The sequence below is a fragment of the Rhodococcus sp. UFZ-B548 genome, assembly GCF_903819475.1.
GTDB classification, from domain to species: domain Bacteria; phylum Actinomycetota; class Actinomycetes; order Mycobacteriales; family Mycobacteriaceae; genus Rhodococcus_F; species Rhodococcus_F erythropolis.
Map to the genome: position 1 here is coordinate 1 of NZ_CAIJDS010000070.1, position 15,402 is coordinate 15,402.

Sequence of the window (15,402 nt, forward strand, 5' to 3'; positions counted from 1 at the left end):
TTCAACACTCCCCCGTGGTCGTCGTCGGTCGTCAGCGGCGCCGACAGATAACTCGCCACCCCCATACCGGCGACGTTCTTCGCGAACTCAGGCCACCGTAGTGCGGCGTCCTCGATACGCACTCGCACCACCTGCCGGGTGCGCGCCGCTTCCAGACACGGCCCTTCATTGGCCCGATACTGGTCGATGTCGACGCCGAGAGCGCGCTCATCGGTGCACGTGACCGTCGCCGGCGCCTTGTCGTGAGCAGAGAGGATCGTCACGCCGGCCATGTCCACCGTGGGGATCGTCGCCACCACTTGCGCGCACACTGATTGCAGCAGCACCGGTAAGGGCATCGGATTTCGCAGGAGCGCACCGAAAACGCTCTACCGAAACAGCGATTTCGTCGGAGTCGTAATGCTGCGTGATGACCCCGTCGGTAAACGGAGAAGGCGCATCGAGCGCAGTGCAGAGTTCGTCGCGAGTCATGATGGTCCTATCCCGCAGGCACCATCCTGCGCGCACTCGAAGGTGGCAGCGCTGGCTTCACCGAGATCCTGTGGTGGGCAGCGAGTATCCCGGAAGCGATGTTCACGTTCCCACGCCGGAACACCCCGACATCGCCACCCGAAGTCAATGCGTACGCGGGTGCGAGTTCGGAGACCACTGCATGAGCGATCGTGTCGCGCGTACGCGCGACACGTCACATCATCGGACGGCACCAACGCAACCGGAGAACTGCCGTAGAGTTCGAGCACCCCGAACGGCGACCCACCACCCCCGAGCGGATACGCGTAGACGCTGGCCGTACCCAAGGCCAACACCTGGGCTGTGAACAGTGGCCACCGCGCACGGGCCTCGCCACCGGCCATGTCGGCGTGCAGTTCCGGACTGTCGAAACGGAAAGCGTCCATGCACGGGCCTTCCCTGAGGGTGAACTGCGTTTCGTCGAGCTCCTCCGCGACGCCGTCGCTGGCGTACACGAGATCACGCGTCGACTCGGGCGCAAACACCGCGACCCCTGCCCCGTCGATCCCTGTCTCGCAGACAAGCTCACTCGCCAGCGCTTCGTCACCTCGAACGGCTCCGACGGACGAGACGCACGCGGGGACAGGTCTGTCGACATCGAAAAGGTACCTTCCCGAACTGGGCACCGACCGTATTGCATGTGCACATCAACTCTACTGGGGCCAAGCTTCTTTCAGCCTCCACACCCCACCCGAACATCCCGGTGGCAAGGACGGCAACACATGGCCGGCAACATCGGTGCTGACCCGGCGCGCGTCACCGCAATCGCAGCGTGCACACGGCGTAGTCGTGGCAGTCGAGAGTCGGTGCACGTCGAGTTCGTCGATGCTCTCCCTCTACCTGCTGTCTCCGCGGTCAGCGTGCGCCGAAACGTCCTGCACATGGTCAGGTTTGCCGCACACGATGCGGCGCACAGCATCGAGGAGATTCTCTGCCCAGGACCACCGTGCCGAAGCGATTGACCGTTACGCTGAGCCGACACCACACGCCGACCAGGAGCGAGGACCGGTGGCATCTCCTCATACCCCGACGCTCCGCGACGTCGCGGCCGCTGCAGGAGTCGCCGCGTCAACCGCCTCCCACGCTCTCAACGGCAAAGGCCGAGTCGACGCGGCGACCCGCGCACGCGTCCAACAGATCGCCCACGGCCTCGGATACCACCCCAATCGGTCAGCTCAGACGCTGCGATCACACCGGACTTCAACTCTCGCTCTGATGCTCCCCACTCCCGTGCTCCCCGCTCGCGAAGGGCTGTCCTCTGCCGCATACCTCAACTTCGATTGGTACGGGCGCGTGGCAACCACCGCCGCCCAGTCTGCGTTCCTGGCCGATCATTCGCTGCTTCTGCTGCCGTCGATGAAAGACCCGAACGAACTACGGCGAATCGAGATGGACGGGGTACTCGTCGTCGATCCGAGCACTCACGATCCTCGTCTCGACATCCTCACAACGAGGGGAATCCCCTCCGTCGCAGTGGGTCCTGGAAACGCTGCACTGTTCGCAAGTTGCATCACGCCCGACCTGGCCACCACCACCGCCACGCTCATGAACCACCTCACCGAACAAGGGGCGAGAAACATTCTCGTCCTCACTCCCGGAACGAATTCAGAGTGGACACGCGCCACGACCATGGCCTGCATCCACTGGTTCCGCGATCGCAACATCAAGCCCCGCATCAGCAGCCACCTGACATCGTTCCCAGGCACCCACACCGTCGAATACCTTGCCGCCGCAGCATATACGACGACCCGCAACGCTCTCACGTCGAAAAATCCACCCGACGCGATACTGTCGCTGACCCTCGGCGCTGCCCCCGCCGCGGCCCGGGCAGCGCACGATCTCGGCCTCTCGATCCCGGGCGATGTCCTGATCGCCCAGGACATCGACGAGCCCGCTCTACTGACCTCCGGCCCCCCGATCACAGCCTTCGACTTCTTCCCCGAAGAACAAGCCGCCACCGCCGTGCAACTACTACTGGCCCTGGTCAACGGCGACGAAGCCGCTGCACAACACCTCGCCCGCAGCAAACTACGCATGCGAGCGAGCACCGGCGAACATCGAATCGAAAATCAACGCGACACACCCCGCGCAACCGTCAGATCGAACGCTCCACCAGAGCCCCGGTCCCACGCCCGGTAACGAGCGCTAGGGCATGAATACTGTGTTGCCGGCGGCGCCCTCCGCACACAGTCCACTGATCCGGGCTGGCGTTTTACGGCTGAGCCCGCCTCCCTCAGCCTGCACTCACAACACACCAACATCAAAACTCTCGACTCACCGAACAACTCCGCACCCGAATAACATCCCATCGGCATTCCCTCCACCTCAGAGAGACGAGCGACATCGAATCGGCCACTGCAGTAACGGTTTCGGTCCCGAGTTCTCCTCTCAGTCCTTCCGAATAAGACCACAGCAGAGCAAGGACACACCGTTATCGCACAGCGCCGGAAACATTTCTACGCTGTAGGTTGGCGCCTGATGAAGTCAGCCATGCCGGGCACGGTGAAAGCGATCCGACCGTGTTCCGGCGCCCAGATCAGCCCCTTACGAATAGCGGAGTCACGGACATCGCTGACTCCACTCGACGTCGATCCCATCAGCTCGGCAACCTTCCCCGACCGGGGCGCGCCCTCACCTGTAGCAGCTATCGCGACAAGATACCGACGCTCACGGTCAGTGGAACGATTCCAGAGGGAAGGAAAGAACCCCTCATCGAGATGACTTCGGCCGACTTCGACGGCGAGCTCGGTGTCCTCGAGCTGAAACGGTGCCTCCGGGGCGAGATTCCAGACCGCTTTGCCGTACTCCTGCAGGAAGTACGGGAAACCACCGCTCGCCGAGACCAACAGCGCCAACGCCTCCTCGGTGAAGTCGCCGCCGTGGCGACGGACCGGAATCCGCAACGCATCAGCGGCAGCGTCCCGGTCAAGGGGCCCGATCGTGTTGTAGAGGAACTGCCGCTCGGCATAGGAACGGTTCTCCGCCAAGGTTGCCGGCAAATTCGGCAAGCCCGCCCCGATCAAGAAAAACGGCCATTCCCGCTGGCTCGCACGATGCTGAACCGCCAGCAATGCAGACAACAAATCAGTGTCGAGATATTGCATCTCGTCGATGAACAAACCGAAAGCACCACCGCGCGGCTTGAGCGCCCCGGCGAGCTCCTCGATGTCGATGTCGCCGCTCACCGCCGCCGGCTGCGCCGCTCCGACCTTCACCGTCTCCCGCCCGAGCCCGACCTGCAGGGAAAATCCCCGGGCAAGATCGATCAACGGGTCGACGACCTGCTGAAGTTTGTGCTTGCGACTGTAGCGGCGCAGGCCAACTGTCAGCTCTTGCGAAAGCTTCACCCGTACCGCTGCGGTGCCGGAGACATTAGGCCGCGCCTCGATACCGATCGTCAACCATTCATGCCGATCAGCATGCTCGGCAAGGGTGTTCAACAGTGTCGTCTTACCCACCCGCCTCAGCCCCGACAAGATCATGCCCCGGTCGTAATTACGGCGCTTGCTCCGCGCCACCAGAAGGTCGAAGGCCGCAAGCTGCTTGTCTCGACCTTCGAGCGCGGGAGGACGAAGGTCCGATCCCGGCTTGAACGAATTCAACTCCAAGTCAATATCGGAAACTATAGCAATGTATAGCCCAATTCAGATAGATGACCATAGGCTCAGATATCTTCCAGTGCGCAGTCGAGCGTGCCGCACGCGACGGCTCCGGCAAGGCCAGGCACGCACTTCCCCGCATTACGGTGCAGACTGATCAGCAATTCGGACGCGGCCTCTGTCACACAGCGATGGAAACTGCCCATCGGCTCGACACACGTGTCGTCGGCGTCTTCGTCACTGCGGCGTGCAGATTGCCGCGATCACACGCGGCACAGGTTGTGCTCGCGACTGGCAGGCGCGGACGGAGGACGAGTTCGTCGTGATGCCGGCCGCTCGTCACCAAGATGGAACATCGGGCGGGATGCAAATCCAACCCGCAAGGAGAACCCGCCGACAAAGAGGTGACCCTACAGACGGCTCTGGTGCGCGAGAACCGAGACGGAAGCCAGCGCCGAAGAGGACCCACCGACGCTCACCAAAGATCACTGGTGAAGTCCACCGCATTCTGCATTGGCCCGGGGTCACCCTGACCGCCACATCAGCCGACTCTGGCGGCGGTAAGTTCCCGAAGACCGGCTACATTCTCCTCCACCTCAACCCGAGGCCGCGCTCAGCTGAGCGAATTCAGGGCGGCGATGAAAGAGACTGCGGTGATGCCCAGCTTGAGCAGCTCGCTGACCTTGCCGAAATTGAGATCTTCGAGCGATTCAGTGCTCAGCGATGCGGTATCGAACGATCCCATGAAAACTCCTCAGTACATTGTTGATTGAAGGTGGTTACTATCAGCGAAGCGAGAGAGGCAGGGTCCAGGCACACTGCCTGTCTCCACCCCTCCTTGACGGGGGGATTCTCGGTGGCGGGCCTGACATGCGGGCGCCAGTTCATACCGCCGCCGTACCCGTGGGAATGCCGCCCCTGGTCTTTCGCGTCTAGCTGCCGAAGATGTTGCCGAGATTGCCGAGCGAGCCGGTGCCGGTTTCCGGCTTGGCGTCCTTCTTGGCGAAGTTGGTGGTGCAGCCGTTGAACTTCACGGTATCGACGAAGACGTTCGAGGCTGCCGAGCCGGTGCCCACGCTGACTCCGTAGTGCTCGACCGTCGCGTCGGGGTTAGCCTCCACGATCGCGTCGAGTGAGGTCGGGACGTCCTTGACTGCACCGCCAATGGTGCGGGTGCTCCACCAGAGGCCGTCCTGAATGTCCCCGTGTTTGACAGCGTCGTCCGTCACGGGTGCGCCGTTCTCGCTCGGCACCCACACCAAGGTGGTGAACCCGTTGTCCTCCGGGTTCGTGGTGCCGGTCAGACGCAACTGGAATGCGGCGCTGGTCGTGACGGCGCGCTCGGAGAACCCGATCTCCTTCGCTGCAGCGTCGGAGAGCTTGACGCTGCCGGCGGAGTGGTACGACACGGAGCGATCCGTGACGTCGGTGACTTCGAGATTGAGGGAACCGTCGCTGTCGAAGACGTTCTCGGCCGAGTACGACGCGGTCTGGTCCTTCTCGTCGGTGAACGGGATGCCCCACCCGTTGGCTGTGGTCGCGGTGGAGGTCGCATCGCAGGTGAAGCCGGGAGCCTTGTCACCGTCAGAGCCGAGCGAGCCTGTGGGCAGTGCACCGGCGAAAGCCGGCGCGATCAGGGCTGCGGAGCTGACGAGTGCGGCGACGACGCCGGCGCGACGGGTGTTATTGGACATACGGGTGGAACCTCTCGATGAAGTGCGCGGGGGTAAAGATCAGCAAAAACTAACACAGACTGTCCGGTTTGTGAATGTTTAACTATCGAGTGACCGTTATTCACACACAACCGGAAATCGTTGCTCGATAACGTGTTTCACTTTTCAGGTTGCGGCAAAGATTCTCACAGCATGGGACAGTGTGTCCATTAGCGTTGATCAGTCAGGTTCTACGTTCACCGAAGCCGGCCCGCGCCGCGATGGCCCCGACTCCAGCCTTCCCCGAGTAAAGGAATCGTCGTCCGAGACACGATCCGAACGAAAAGGGGCTCCACCGGCAAGGGAGTGAGACTCGCCGGTGGAGCCCTGGTGCGCTGCCAACCGTGACAGAAGCCAGCGCACCGAACAGGGCCGTCGACGCTCATGTGCGAGGCCGACAAGCCCCGGCGCCATCCTCTCGGGGTTGGGTCGAGAACACGGCGACGCAATCGACCTTACGACCAGAAACAGGCGCAGTGTTCCGGACACACCGCCATGCTGACCATCGGTGTCCGATTCCGGCGCCGGAGATTGCTCTACCAACCCAGCACCGAGAACAGCCTCTGTCCGAACGCGAAACCCGCCTGCCTGGACATGCTTCCGGGGCACGAAATTGCCGAAAGGCGTTTTCTCCAGAGCACCGCCGTCACCAGTTCGGATATCACTCTGCGTGAGCAGCGTTTCGCCCGCGAGGGATGCAGGCACCTGCCCACTCACCATCACAACACTCCGGTTTGACGACACACCGGACCTCCACGCGGTGCTCGTGTTCGGCCCGACCACGCGCGCCCTGAAAAATCTCAGGCTAACCCGCGGTTCGCGAATCAGTTACCGCTGCCCATCCCGTAGCTTGCGGATAACTGAACCGCTGCGATGCAATGCTAAAGTCCGTATTGATCGAAAAATTGCACTGTCTTCAGCAGGTCGGGACCGAATGGAGCGTCACGTCCCATGCCTGACATCACACTTGCCTCCGATACGTCGTGGAGACGGTACGACCGCTGCCATACCGAGGTGAGGCGGCAGTGTTGAGTAGATTTCGGCGTGACGCCGCCATCCTCGCCGCGTACCTCGCGCAATTCGAGAACACCGATACGAACTGCGCGGACCCTCACACCGCCGCGACGGTACTCACGCCCGAGGAACGTCGACAACGTCGACGCGACTACGCCGACAGCCTCGCCTGGGCGGCCGCGACACAGGTCAACGATGACGACATCGCGACCCTCACCCGGATGCGGCAGCGCTACGGTTTCCCCACGCGATCATGACTGTCGGCAGCCCCCACACGCCCGCCGAGACTCGTCGCCGAGAAATAACGAAAGGAACCCGATCGATGAGCGAAGGCTACTTCCGAACCCAGTGCCGCGGATGCGACCTCCGCGTCTACGAAGGACCCTGGATCCCACCGCGAGAGCGTCACCTCCTGCACGAGCAGCACCGCGCACTCTGCACGAGTGCACCAGCCACAATGACCGCTCCACCGCGGTGAACGCCGCGCCCGCGCCGTTGTTCCTCCTGCCCACCGAGCATCGGGAACCCAGACCGCCGGCAGCCCCATCGTCCGCGAAAAACACGCTGCTACAACGAGCGCGATAACGCAGCGAACGGCCATCACCGAAGCGCGCCCGGGACTTACCAGCCCGCCGACCGGAACCCGAAGACTCCACGTCCACCGAATACGCAGGCAAGAGGTCCATCAGCAGGGGTTCCCTGAAGAGGTAAGAACAGGCGTCGGCCGCGCACAGATCGAATCTCGACGAACTCTCTGACGTCGCCGACCTGTCAGTCACCGTCCCTGAAATCGGGAACTTCCTGTGCAGTAGGGGATTTCCCAGCTATTGTTACCTGTGAGGCGCCCGTCGACCGGCTGGTCACTCGACGGGAGGCGGGACGCCCGTCTCCCAGACCTATTTTCACCAGCACCCCCGCTTCGCCAGGCAGGCGCAAGCGCTGAACCGCACTCGCCTCGGAGCTTCACCAACGTGATTCCGGGGATTGGATGCGCAGACCGAGGCGACTGTTGTCCCGGTACCTAACTGGCGTACAACACACACTTCGTCACCTGCCCTTCGCGCGTCCGGTGAAGTGGGTAGGTGGAGACCACGGACACTGCCCACCTCCCGGCCCAACAGACTGGACGAGTTACACGCCGAACCTCACGTGACGCCGCCGATCGTCACCACTGCGCTCGCCGCCGACCCGATCAGCGCCTGCCACAAAGCGATCCGCGACAACAGATGGTACCGATCCCACACCACCCAATCGGCGACCACTGATGTGCCACCCAGCGTCTGGCCGTTACTCTCCCCCGCCGAGAGAACGGCTCCGCAACGCCGCCAACTCCTCACGCGCCCTCTGGGCCACATCCGACCGAAACCCCATCAGCGCCATCGAGGCCACCGCTTCCGCACCGACCGCCGACACACCAAGAAGGTCCGCGATCGCCTCACGCGTCGCCCTTCCACCCTTGAGGTAACTACAACCTCGAGCATCTCCAGTTACAACCTCGAGCACCTCCAGGGGACGATCGAGAGCAGCCACCAGCGCAGTGAGCTCCTCCACCCGCGACGCACCCTGCTGCTCGCGATCTCCGGCAGGGCGGCGCCGAGCAGACATCGGCGCATCCACCGACGGCCCGTCCCACCGAAACAACTCCGCACCCAACTGGCCATGCTCGGTGAGATGGAGGACCTCGAAACCGCCGGCGTCCTCCGGTCCGGTCAGGCGCACGAGCACACCCGTGCGACTGTCGAACGCCAGATCAACCGGCACACCCGACGACTGAGTCACGGTGGTCGACCACGCCGCTCTTCCCCCGACCACATCCAGGCATGGTTCGGATACATTCCCCTGCACGCTCATCCGCCGCAACACCGACTCCGGCCCGACTGCTGACAATTGTCCGACACCGTGGCCCGAATGCACCCTGCGCCATCGACTCCGTGGTCATCGCCGACACCCGAGTTCCCCGGCTGCCTGCTCACGGCGGAACCAGCTCAGCGGGTCAGCAGGCTGGGCGCTTGTCGAGTCGATACGTCCGTCACGCCGAACATAGCCGTCCCCACATCGACATCGACTCTGACACAAGCGGTACGAGCGAGGTGAGACGCCCGTAGACGTGCACCAGGAGAACTGGAAGGGGTCAAAGGTGGAGGGCCCGAACTGCAGCCTGCGCGATTGGTAGCACCTCCTCCTCGAACCACGGGTTCTTGGACAGCCACGGTTGATTGCGCGGAGACGGATGCGGTAGAGGGAGATAGCCGAGCGGCAAATAGTCCTCGGCAGCGCGGACGGTATCGGTCAACGTCGTTCTGCGATCCTGCCGTAAGTAATGGGCGTGTGCGTACTGACCGACCAAGACCGTGAGCGCAATGTTCGGCAAGTGATCCTCGAGAGCCGGATGCCACCGGGATGCACATTCTCGTTGCGGCGGTTTATCGCCCGAACGTGCTTTGCCTGGATAGCAGAAGCCCATCGACGTGAGCGCCACCGTGCTTGGATCGTAGAACTGCGTCGACGTGAGATCCAGCCACCTGCGCAAACGATTCCCCGACGGGTCGTCCCATGCGATACCGGTGGTGTGGACTTACGTCCGGGTGCCTGACCGATAATGCGTAACCGAGCGGAGGGACCGGCCTGCACGACGGGCCGCGGGCCGTAGGGCAGCTGGTCAGCGCACAGCGTGCACCCTCGGATCTCCGTCAACACCTGTGGCAAAGATTCCTGCATGATCAAACACCCCTAAGCCACGATACGTCGATGAACCACTTCCCCGCCTTCTCGCTGGCCTGGCAACATTCGCGGGATCCCGACAGAAATCTCCAGCAGCCCAGCCGATGGTTTCCCGGCGTTCTGGCGCGGTCGTTTCAGGCGAGGCGATCGGTGTCACCGGACTCGGAGCCTCTTGTGGTTTCTCCGACATCACCGACAGTGCCCTGCAAGCGCATCCGACCCGTCCGACAACGCGTAAGTGACGCCGACGATCCGCGACCTCTTCTCCGCGCCCGCAACATCGAACGGGCGTCGACGTCCGCTCCATCCCCCAGCCGCGTCACAACCCCCAGTTCGGCCACGACACCCTCACTGAATCCCTCCCCCACCACCACATCAGATACCAATGGATCGACGCACTCGGGGGACTACACCACACCACGAGAAACTCCATCAACGGCGCTTGGCGCAACACCTCGTTCCGCGGCTACGACGACTACATACAAACAGAGCCCTTCGACGAAGGTATCGACCATTATGCACCGCCACAGCAGATGCCGTCACCACGATCATGTGCGCCGAAGCCGTCGCGTGGCGATGCCACCGATCGCTGATCGGTGACGCCCTGCTCGTACACGGCTACCAGGTCCTCGACATCATGAGCCCTCCACAGCCACACCACACACCAGCACATCCTTCGCGAAGATCGACGAGGAACGCATCTGGCACCCACCCGATCCCGCAGAATAGTCCGTACAGCGACGTTCGTTGCCGCGCCGAACCACCGTCACCGCCGACACGGAAACTGTTAGGTGTCCCATTGCCACGCATACTGCGGGGCACGGGGACCGTGTACGCGAGCGGAAGAATCAATCTCCCCTGCCTGAACAGGGCAACCGAGGTCCGTGAAGCCCTGCCAGACGAAGAATCGCCCGCCGCGAAACCCATCTACCTGACTGGAAAATTATTGTGTGCCAACAGGGTTGGCGTATCTCACTGCGGGATGCAACACGTATCCCACGTGACTTGCTGGCACGATCCGCCGATTCGAAAACATCGTTGCAGCGACGGAAGGGATTCGAACGGACCAACCGCTCACCCTCCACCGTGACGGCATCCGTGTCCTCGTCGCTGACCCAGACCCAGAACAGCCGCCACGAGAGCTGATCACACCCACGATTCCACCGATAGCGTGCCCGTCGACAGCAAGCAACTGTCCGGTCAGTCCTCGCTACTCACACGGTCACCGATCCACTCCAGGAGGTCGGGATCGGACGATGTCAGGCGATCGACTTCCTCGCCCCCATCGCAGCGGCGTAGTGAGACGGTAACCATTGTGGGGGTTCTGTGTACAACCCGCCACGTCGCGCCGGAGTTGGACCACCGCAAAAGGACCTCTGCCGGTTCCTTTTCCGTCATGTCGGGTCCTCTCAGATGTTCGCCTGCCGCCCGGCCCGAAGACCAAGAGCACCGTGCATCAGTGCGTCAGGCATTCCAGATCATGGCATCGATGGGTGCACTCAAGGACTGAGATGCTGCGCAGGAAAATATCGCCCACCGACATCCGGTCCTATGCCGAGATCTATCCATGGCTGCGCCCGGGGTGAACTGTTGTCCGACCCGCCACCGTCGTGGACGGCGGATTGGCATGCAGCGTCACCGGATTCGTTTCGCCCGATTCCCGAGCACTGACGGCGACCATTCTGCCGAACGCTGCACGTTCTCGTTGCCGAATCACCGCGCATCGCGGATCACGCCTCCGACAGATCGGATGGGACGACGGCCCGTCTACGGATCGAAGAGGCATCCCGTTGACCTCTGACGAATGAACATTGAAAGAGTTTCCCTTAATCGCGCATCACAGCGAACCGGGCGCATTCTCGCGCACGGCGAAACCTGCCAGATCCGGCGTCACCCATCCGCCGTCTTGGTAGTCGAGTTCGATGGTCTCGACGACAATGGGAGCCTCCATCGGGAAGGGCGAGAGAATGCGCGGACCGCGCTCCGCGCTTCCGTCGGTGCGCCAGCTGATGTCGATCCCGGCAGCGGCGAGACTCTGTTCGTCGAGCACGATCAACAACAGCGGCAACTTCACCTGGCCGTAGGGTTGCTCGAGTACCACTGGTAGATGCGTGCTGGTGCTGGCGTGAATGTATCCGATGTCATCGAACGAGGTGGCTACCGTGGCGACATCGTATTCCCCGAAGCGTCGACAGCCCTCCCAGTCATCGGCCAGCGCCACATGCACGATGCGTGGGCCACTCATGTCACTACTCCTTCCTCACCGATGGAATCCGAAAATCGATCGTGTTTCAGCATGGCATTGGACCACCGCAGCTGCCGTAACGTCTGGGGATGGCAGCGCTCGCTGAGAGTGAGCAAGTCCTGATCCTTGACCGCCTGCGCGCCCTGGGCGAGAAGTTCCCAGTCAGCGGACACACCTGCGGTCACGCGGTGCAGACGCCGCAATTCCATCAACAGCACCAGCACAGGTTCTGGCCGGTGACCGAGCAGTTCACTCAGTTTCGCTTGGATCGGGGAAGTCAGCGGCTCGGTGCGCGGCGCAGCATCCAGATCATGAACTACCGGGGTAGCTGGCGTGGGTCCGGTCACACGGGCCAGCCTCGGGGAGTGCTTCGAAGCGTGTACGTCACGGCCGACGAGCCAGCGGGGGAGAGATCGAGCGCCGAAATCGACCCAGACCGGAGGCGTGGTTCAATCACCACGAGGGCAGTGCCGCGTGGCTGCCCGCCCGTACGACGACCTCGTTGATTCCGATACTCCGTCCCCTCCGCCGAAATGGTAGACGTCTCCGTAGACACCATCGAGTTCACCACCTCCGAATTTCCATTCCTCACCGTCATGTACGCGGAGTGCAAAACACACGTGCCGGTAGCAAACCCAGAGCCCGCCAACACGCAGGTGCAACTGTCCGATTCGCCATATATCGCGGCATTTATCCTGAGGCCACACCCTTGACGGAGACACCCGGCGACGGCAGTGGTGATTCAGCAGGGTGTCAACTCCGCCCCCCAGACGGCGCTCCCGACGCCGTCGCCCCGGTTTCCTTCGCGGCCCGCGGACCGCTGTCGGCGAACATCGCCTCGACCCGAGACTTAATCTCTGCGGTACTCATCGCGGCACTGCGCCCAGCGGCGCGGGAGGTCGTTGTCGAGTTCGGGACATTCATGTGAAAGATCCTTGCTTAGTGGAGAATTCGATCTTCCGAACAGTCTCGGTTGAACGCGTCAGATCACAAGTGCAGCGACACCCACACACACCGCGACCAGAGCCACCACGCACACACGCAGCGCGAAGGACCCAGTCAGAACCAATGCGGGCGCGGACGCCGACAATACCGAACCGAACGCGATCGCCGAGGTCGACTGCAGCCGTACGGGGAAAGTCGGGTGTGGGACGGGCACCGTCCATCGTTTTGTCCTTTCCTGAGTGGGCACCATCCGGAGCGTCGGTGGGCGACGCTGCGGACCACTGACAGGTTCGCCTCCGAATATCCTGTGATCTCAAGACGGCTACTACGTGTGTCCAGCAGTGACAACGAGATATGAAACAGATCACATCGCCGTATAGATTGTTGTACACCTTTCCACACCCCTCAAGCTACTCGGTCAATCGTCCAACATTCAGATCTACGGGGAACTTCGACCAACGCGGACCACCGACCACGACCCTCAGCGTGAACAAAATTCTGACGCCCCCAGCAGGGAGCTGGGAGCGCCGGTGGTATCGACACGACCGAATACCCCTTCGCCGAAACGCGTTTTCCATCCGGTGCTGTCGACACGTCGCTTGTTGCCGGCCCGCCAGATCCGAGGACCCCCACCTGACGGTCGGACCCACGGTAGCTGTTGATAGCTATGCGCGACAGGCGCTACGGTCAACCACGCATGTCGAACACGCACGCACCTCATCAGGTCGGGGCCGAATGGAGTACCCGAACCGATGCCAGAACATCCATCTCCAACACCGCACCGCACCGCAATCCCCCCGCCACAGTCGTGGCAGAGGTATCCGAGCTCACTAATTCCGGCGCGAAGCAGCCGTACTCGCGGCCTATCTTTCCGGATTCGACAACACCGACACCGAATGCACAGAACACCTTCCCACCGGCGTCACCCGCGAATCACACGCTCGGGCACACGATAGCCGACGCTTTGTCCGTCTTGACCTGGTAGCGGTCAATGATCCACGCCAACACCAACCAGGCGCCGGGCATGTACTGCTCAGCCTCCTCCGGGACGCCGCGATGGCGACATTCGGGTCGTAGACGAGTGTGGTGCGGTCGTCACGTTCTTGCCGGTACCGTGGTCTCTCTTCTTGCCCCACTTCATTTTCGATACCTGTCACGTCTCGCCGTCGACAGTGGATACACCCCGTCTTGAGTTGCACGTCACGGGGACACGACTCGACCATCTCGTAGTAAACGTGCAGATCTGCCAGGCTATGACCAGCAGAGACCAACTGCGCGAAAGGCTCTCGGGACTCGGGTATCGGGATGCGCGGGAGCATCTTCGTCAACTGCCCCACATAAGCGTCCCGCTAGGCCGCCTCACGCAGGTGCCCATGGACGTAGAAGATGTCGTCCTTGACGACGTGACCGTCGCCATCCTGCGGAGAGGGCAAGAATGCCGTCGGTGATGTCATCTACCCCGCCGCACCGCCACACGTCGGCAACTTCCCCGTCAGACGATGTGACGTCGAACCCGCCGCCGGGAGGCCCGGACTTCTCACACATCTAGGGGAAGACCTGGACCTGTGTCGAGTACATCCAGGTTGAGTAGCCCAGGGTATCGTCTCGAGCCAGGCACATGAGGTGCCATACAAGTACGCAACGAATCCCGATGCCGCACACACCTGCACCACACGTGTCCGGACGGACACCGATCGAACCAGAAAAATCACCCGAAGGAACCATGGCAACCGACTACGACGCACCACGACGCACCGAAGCCGACGAAGAAATAGACGATTCGTTGGCCCAATTGACCACCACCCGCAACGAAACACAATCCGCGGTCGTCGACATCGACGAAGCCGACGCAGCGGAATCCTTCGACCTTCCCGGATCCGACCTCTCCGGTGAGGAATTCACGGTACGAGTACTACCAAAGCAGACGGACGAGTTCACCTGCATCAGTTGTTTCCTCGTCCATCACCGCAGCCGCCGAGCAGACTCCACCTCAGATCAGCTGCTCTGCCGGGACTGCGCGGACTGAGCAGCAATAGACTTTTCACACCGCAGATCGGATCGACACCGAGCAGCCACCAGCACAGTAAGTCGCCGATGGCGCTCGCACCGAATACACCGGTGGAGACGGCGCTCCACTGCCTCTGCACATCTACACTCCCGAGCCGTGGCACCCACGGCCGGTAGTCCTGTACTACCACGGGGCGACTTCATCGCTGGCGACCTCGATGTCGTCGACGAACCCGCGGGAGCAATCGCCAATGCACCAGGAGCAACCATCGTGACGGCGGCGTACAGGCTAGCGCCGGAACACCCCATCCCTACCGCCTCCGAGGATGGGATGGCCGTGCTGCATTGGGTTGCTGACCACATCGCCAATCACGGCGGTGTCCCACCGATGCCAACAATCCTTACGCGGTTCCCCTGCTCGCTGACCTCACCGGCCTGCCCGCCACCTTGGTGCTCACGACGGAGCACGAAGTTGTCCGCGAGGAAGCCAAGCAATTTGCCGAGCGCCTGAAAGCAGCTGGCGTGGACTGCCGCGATGTTCGTTTCGACGGTCTCGTCCACGGAGTCTTCTGGGGCGCGATTCCGCGCTGCCAGGACTTGCATGACAAAATAAGCAGTTGGCTCTGCTGCACGGATAGGTGACAACTGA

18 protein-coding genes and 3 pseudogenes are annotated in these 15,402 nt (G+C 62.3%); 8 read left to right on the forward strand and 13 right to left on the reverse strand.

All coding sequences use genetic code 11. From position 1 onward, the window contains the following. Positions 1–299 (reverse strand): GAF domain-containing protein (locus H7C86_RS33665; protein ID WP_182263183.1); only part of this gene is annotated, 299 nt, incomplete at its 3' end. 168 nt (positions 300–467) lie between these two features. Beyond that, entirely contained in the window at positions 468–1,136 is a 669-nt protein-coding gene (locus H7C86_RS33670; protein WP_259349382.1) for a GAF domain-containing protein, read from the reverse strand. Between the two features lie 96 nt (positions 1,137–1,232). Between H7C86_RS33670 and H7C86_RS33675 the strand changes: the two genes are divergently transcribed. Then, the gene (locus H7C86_RS33675) at positions 1,233–1,472 is read left to right on the forward strand and encodes a hypothetical protein (protein WP_182263184.1); all 240 of its coding nucleotides are present in this window, start codon (positions 1,233–1,235) and stop codon (positions 1,470–1,472) included. A gap of 46 nt (positions 1,473–1,518) precedes the next feature. After that, positions 1,519–2,649, forward strand: coding sequence for a LacI family DNA-binding transcriptional regulator (locus tag H7C86_RS33680; RefSeq protein WP_182263185.1), 1,131 nt, complete (start codon positions 1,519–1,521; stop codon positions 2,647–2,649). A 317-nt stretch (positions 2,650–2,966) separates the two neighbouring features. Here H7C86_RS33680 and H7C86_RS33685 read toward each other — a convergent pair whose 3' ends face one another. The 3 genes from H7C86_RS33685 to H7C86_RS33690 form a co-directional block, all read right to left on the reverse strand. After that, the gene (locus H7C86_RS33685; protein ID WP_182263199.1) at positions 2,967–4,124 is read right to left on the reverse strand and encodes an ATP-binding protein; all 1,158 of its coding nucleotides are present in this window, start codon (positions 4,122–4,124) and stop codon (positions 2,967–2,969) included. A 598-nt stretch (positions 4,125–4,722) separates the two neighbouring features. After that, positions 4,723–4,854, reverse strand: a complete 132-nt coding sequence (locus H7C86_RS37665; RefSeq protein ID WP_259349384.1) for a hypothetical protein — start codon at positions 4,852–4,854, stop codon at positions 4,723–4,725. A 187-nt stretch (positions 4,855–5,041) separates the two neighbouring features. Continuing rightward, positions 5,042–5,803 carry a hypothetical protein gene (locus tag H7C86_RS33690; RefSeq protein ID WP_182263186.1) on the reverse strand — a complete coding sequence of 254 codons (762 nt, stop codon included), beginning with the start codon at positions 5,801–5,803 and terminating at the stop codon, positions 5,042–5,044. Positions 5,804–6,846: 1,043 nt separating this feature from the next. Between H7C86_RS33690 and H7C86_RS33695 the strand changes: the two genes are divergently transcribed. Further along, positions 6,847–7,092 (forward strand): hypothetical protein, encoded by a 246-nt coding sequence (locus H7C86_RS33695; protein WP_182263187.1) that lies wholly within the window; start codon positions 6,847–6,849, stop codon positions 7,090–7,092. 1,030 nt (positions 7,093–8,122) lie between these two features. Here H7C86_RS33695 and H7C86_RS33700 read toward each other — a convergent pair. Together H7C86_RS33700 and H7C86_RS33705 are read right to left on the reverse strand one after the other, a co-directional pair. Then, positions 8,123–8,614: a hypothetical protein gene (locus H7C86_RS33700; RefSeq protein ID WP_220463503.1), complete on the reverse strand. Its 492-nt coding sequence runs from the start codon at positions 8,612–8,614 to the stop codon at positions 8,123–8,125. A 352-nt stretch (positions 8,615–8,966) separates the two neighbouring features. Then, positions 8,967–9,365: a uracil-DNA glycosylase family protein gene (locus H7C86_RS33705; RefSeq protein WP_259349385.1), complete on the reverse strand. Its 399-nt coding sequence runs from the start codon at positions 9,363–9,365 to the stop codon at positions 8,967–8,969. A gap of 496 nt (positions 9,366–9,861) precedes the next feature. Between H7C86_RS33705 and H7C86_RS37670 the strand changes: the two are divergent. Continuing rightward, positions 9,862–10,011 (forward strand): annotated as a pseudogene (locus tag H7C86_RS37670) (DUF488 domain-containing protein); the annotation flags it as partial. A 59-nt stretch (positions 10,012–10,070) separates the two neighbouring features. Here H7C86_RS37670 and H7C86_RS37675 read toward each other — a convergent pair. The 5 genes and pseudogenes from H7C86_RS37675 to H7C86_RS33730 form a co-directional block, all read right to left on the reverse strand. Further along, positions 10,071–10,217 carry a hypothetical protein gene (locus H7C86_RS37675; protein WP_259349386.1) on the reverse strand — a complete coding sequence of 49 codons (147 nt, stop codon included), beginning with the start codon at positions 10,215–10,217 and terminating at the stop codon, positions 10,071–10,073. 539 nt (positions 10,218–10,756) lie between these two features. Next, the gene (locus H7C86_RS33715) at positions 10,757–10,954 is read right to left on the reverse strand and encodes a hypothetical protein (protein WP_182263189.1); all 198 of its coding nucleotides are present in this window, start codon (positions 10,952–10,954) and stop codon (positions 10,757–10,759) included. A 439-nt stretch (positions 10,955–11,393) separates the two neighbouring features. Continuing rightward, the gene (locus H7C86_RS33720; RefSeq protein ID WP_182263190.1) at positions 11,394–11,801 is read right to left on the reverse strand and encodes a DUF952 domain-containing protein; all 408 of its coding nucleotides are present in this window, start codon (positions 11,799–11,801) and stop codon (positions 11,394–11,396) included. After that, positions 11,798–12,109: pseudogene (locus H7C86_RS33725) on the reverse strand (hypothetical protein); the annotation flags it as partial. The gene H7C86_RS33720 and the pseudogene H7C86_RS33725, both read right to left, overlap by 4 nt. 674 nt (positions 12,110–12,783) lie before the next feature. Continuing rightward, positions 12,784–12,960, reverse strand: a complete 177-nt coding sequence (locus H7C86_RS33730) for a hypothetical protein (RefSeq protein ID WP_182263191.1) — start codon at positions 12,958–12,960, stop codon at positions 12,784–12,786. A 483-nt stretch (positions 12,961–13,443) separates the two neighbouring features. Between H7C86_RS33730 and H7C86_RS37680 the strand changes: the two genes are divergently transcribed. Next, entirely contained in the window at positions 13,444–13,731 is a 288-nt protein-coding gene (locus H7C86_RS37680; RefSeq protein ID WP_259349387.1) for a hypothetical protein, read from the forward strand. A gap of 85 nt (positions 13,732–13,816) precedes the next feature. Here H7C86_RS37680 and H7C86_RS38115 read toward each other — a convergent pair. Beyond that, positions 13,817–14,083: pseudogene (locus H7C86_RS38115) on the reverse strand (type ISP restriction/modification enzyme); the annotation flags it as partial. Between the two features lie 386 nt (positions 14,084–14,469). On the opposite strand from H7C86_RS38115, the gene H7C86_RS33745 reads away from it, so the two are divergent. The 3 genes from H7C86_RS33745 to H7C86_RS37690 all read left to right on the forward strand — a co-directional run bounded on the left by H7C86_RS33745 (position 14,470) and on the right by H7C86_RS37690 (position 15,395). Then, positions 14,470–14,772 carry a DUF4193 domain-containing protein gene (locus H7C86_RS33745; protein ID WP_182263193.1) on the forward strand — a complete coding sequence of 101 codons (303 nt, stop codon included), beginning with the start codon at positions 14,470–14,472 and terminating at the stop codon, positions 14,770–14,772. A 138-nt stretch (positions 14,773–14,910) separates the two neighbouring features. Next, positions 14,911–15,264, forward strand: coding sequence for an alpha/beta hydrolase (locus H7C86_RS37685; protein WP_259349388.1), 354 nt, complete (start codon positions 14,911–14,913; stop codon positions 15,262–15,264). After that, positions 15,189–15,395: an alpha/beta hydrolase gene (locus tag H7C86_RS37690; RefSeq protein WP_259349390.1), complete on the forward strand. Its 207-nt coding sequence runs from the start codon at positions 15,189–15,191 to the stop codon at positions 15,393–15,395. The genes H7C86_RS37685 and H7C86_RS37690 overlap by 76 nt, the downstream gene beginning before the upstream one ends. The last annotated feature ends 7 nt before the right edge of the window (positions 15,396–15,402 follow it).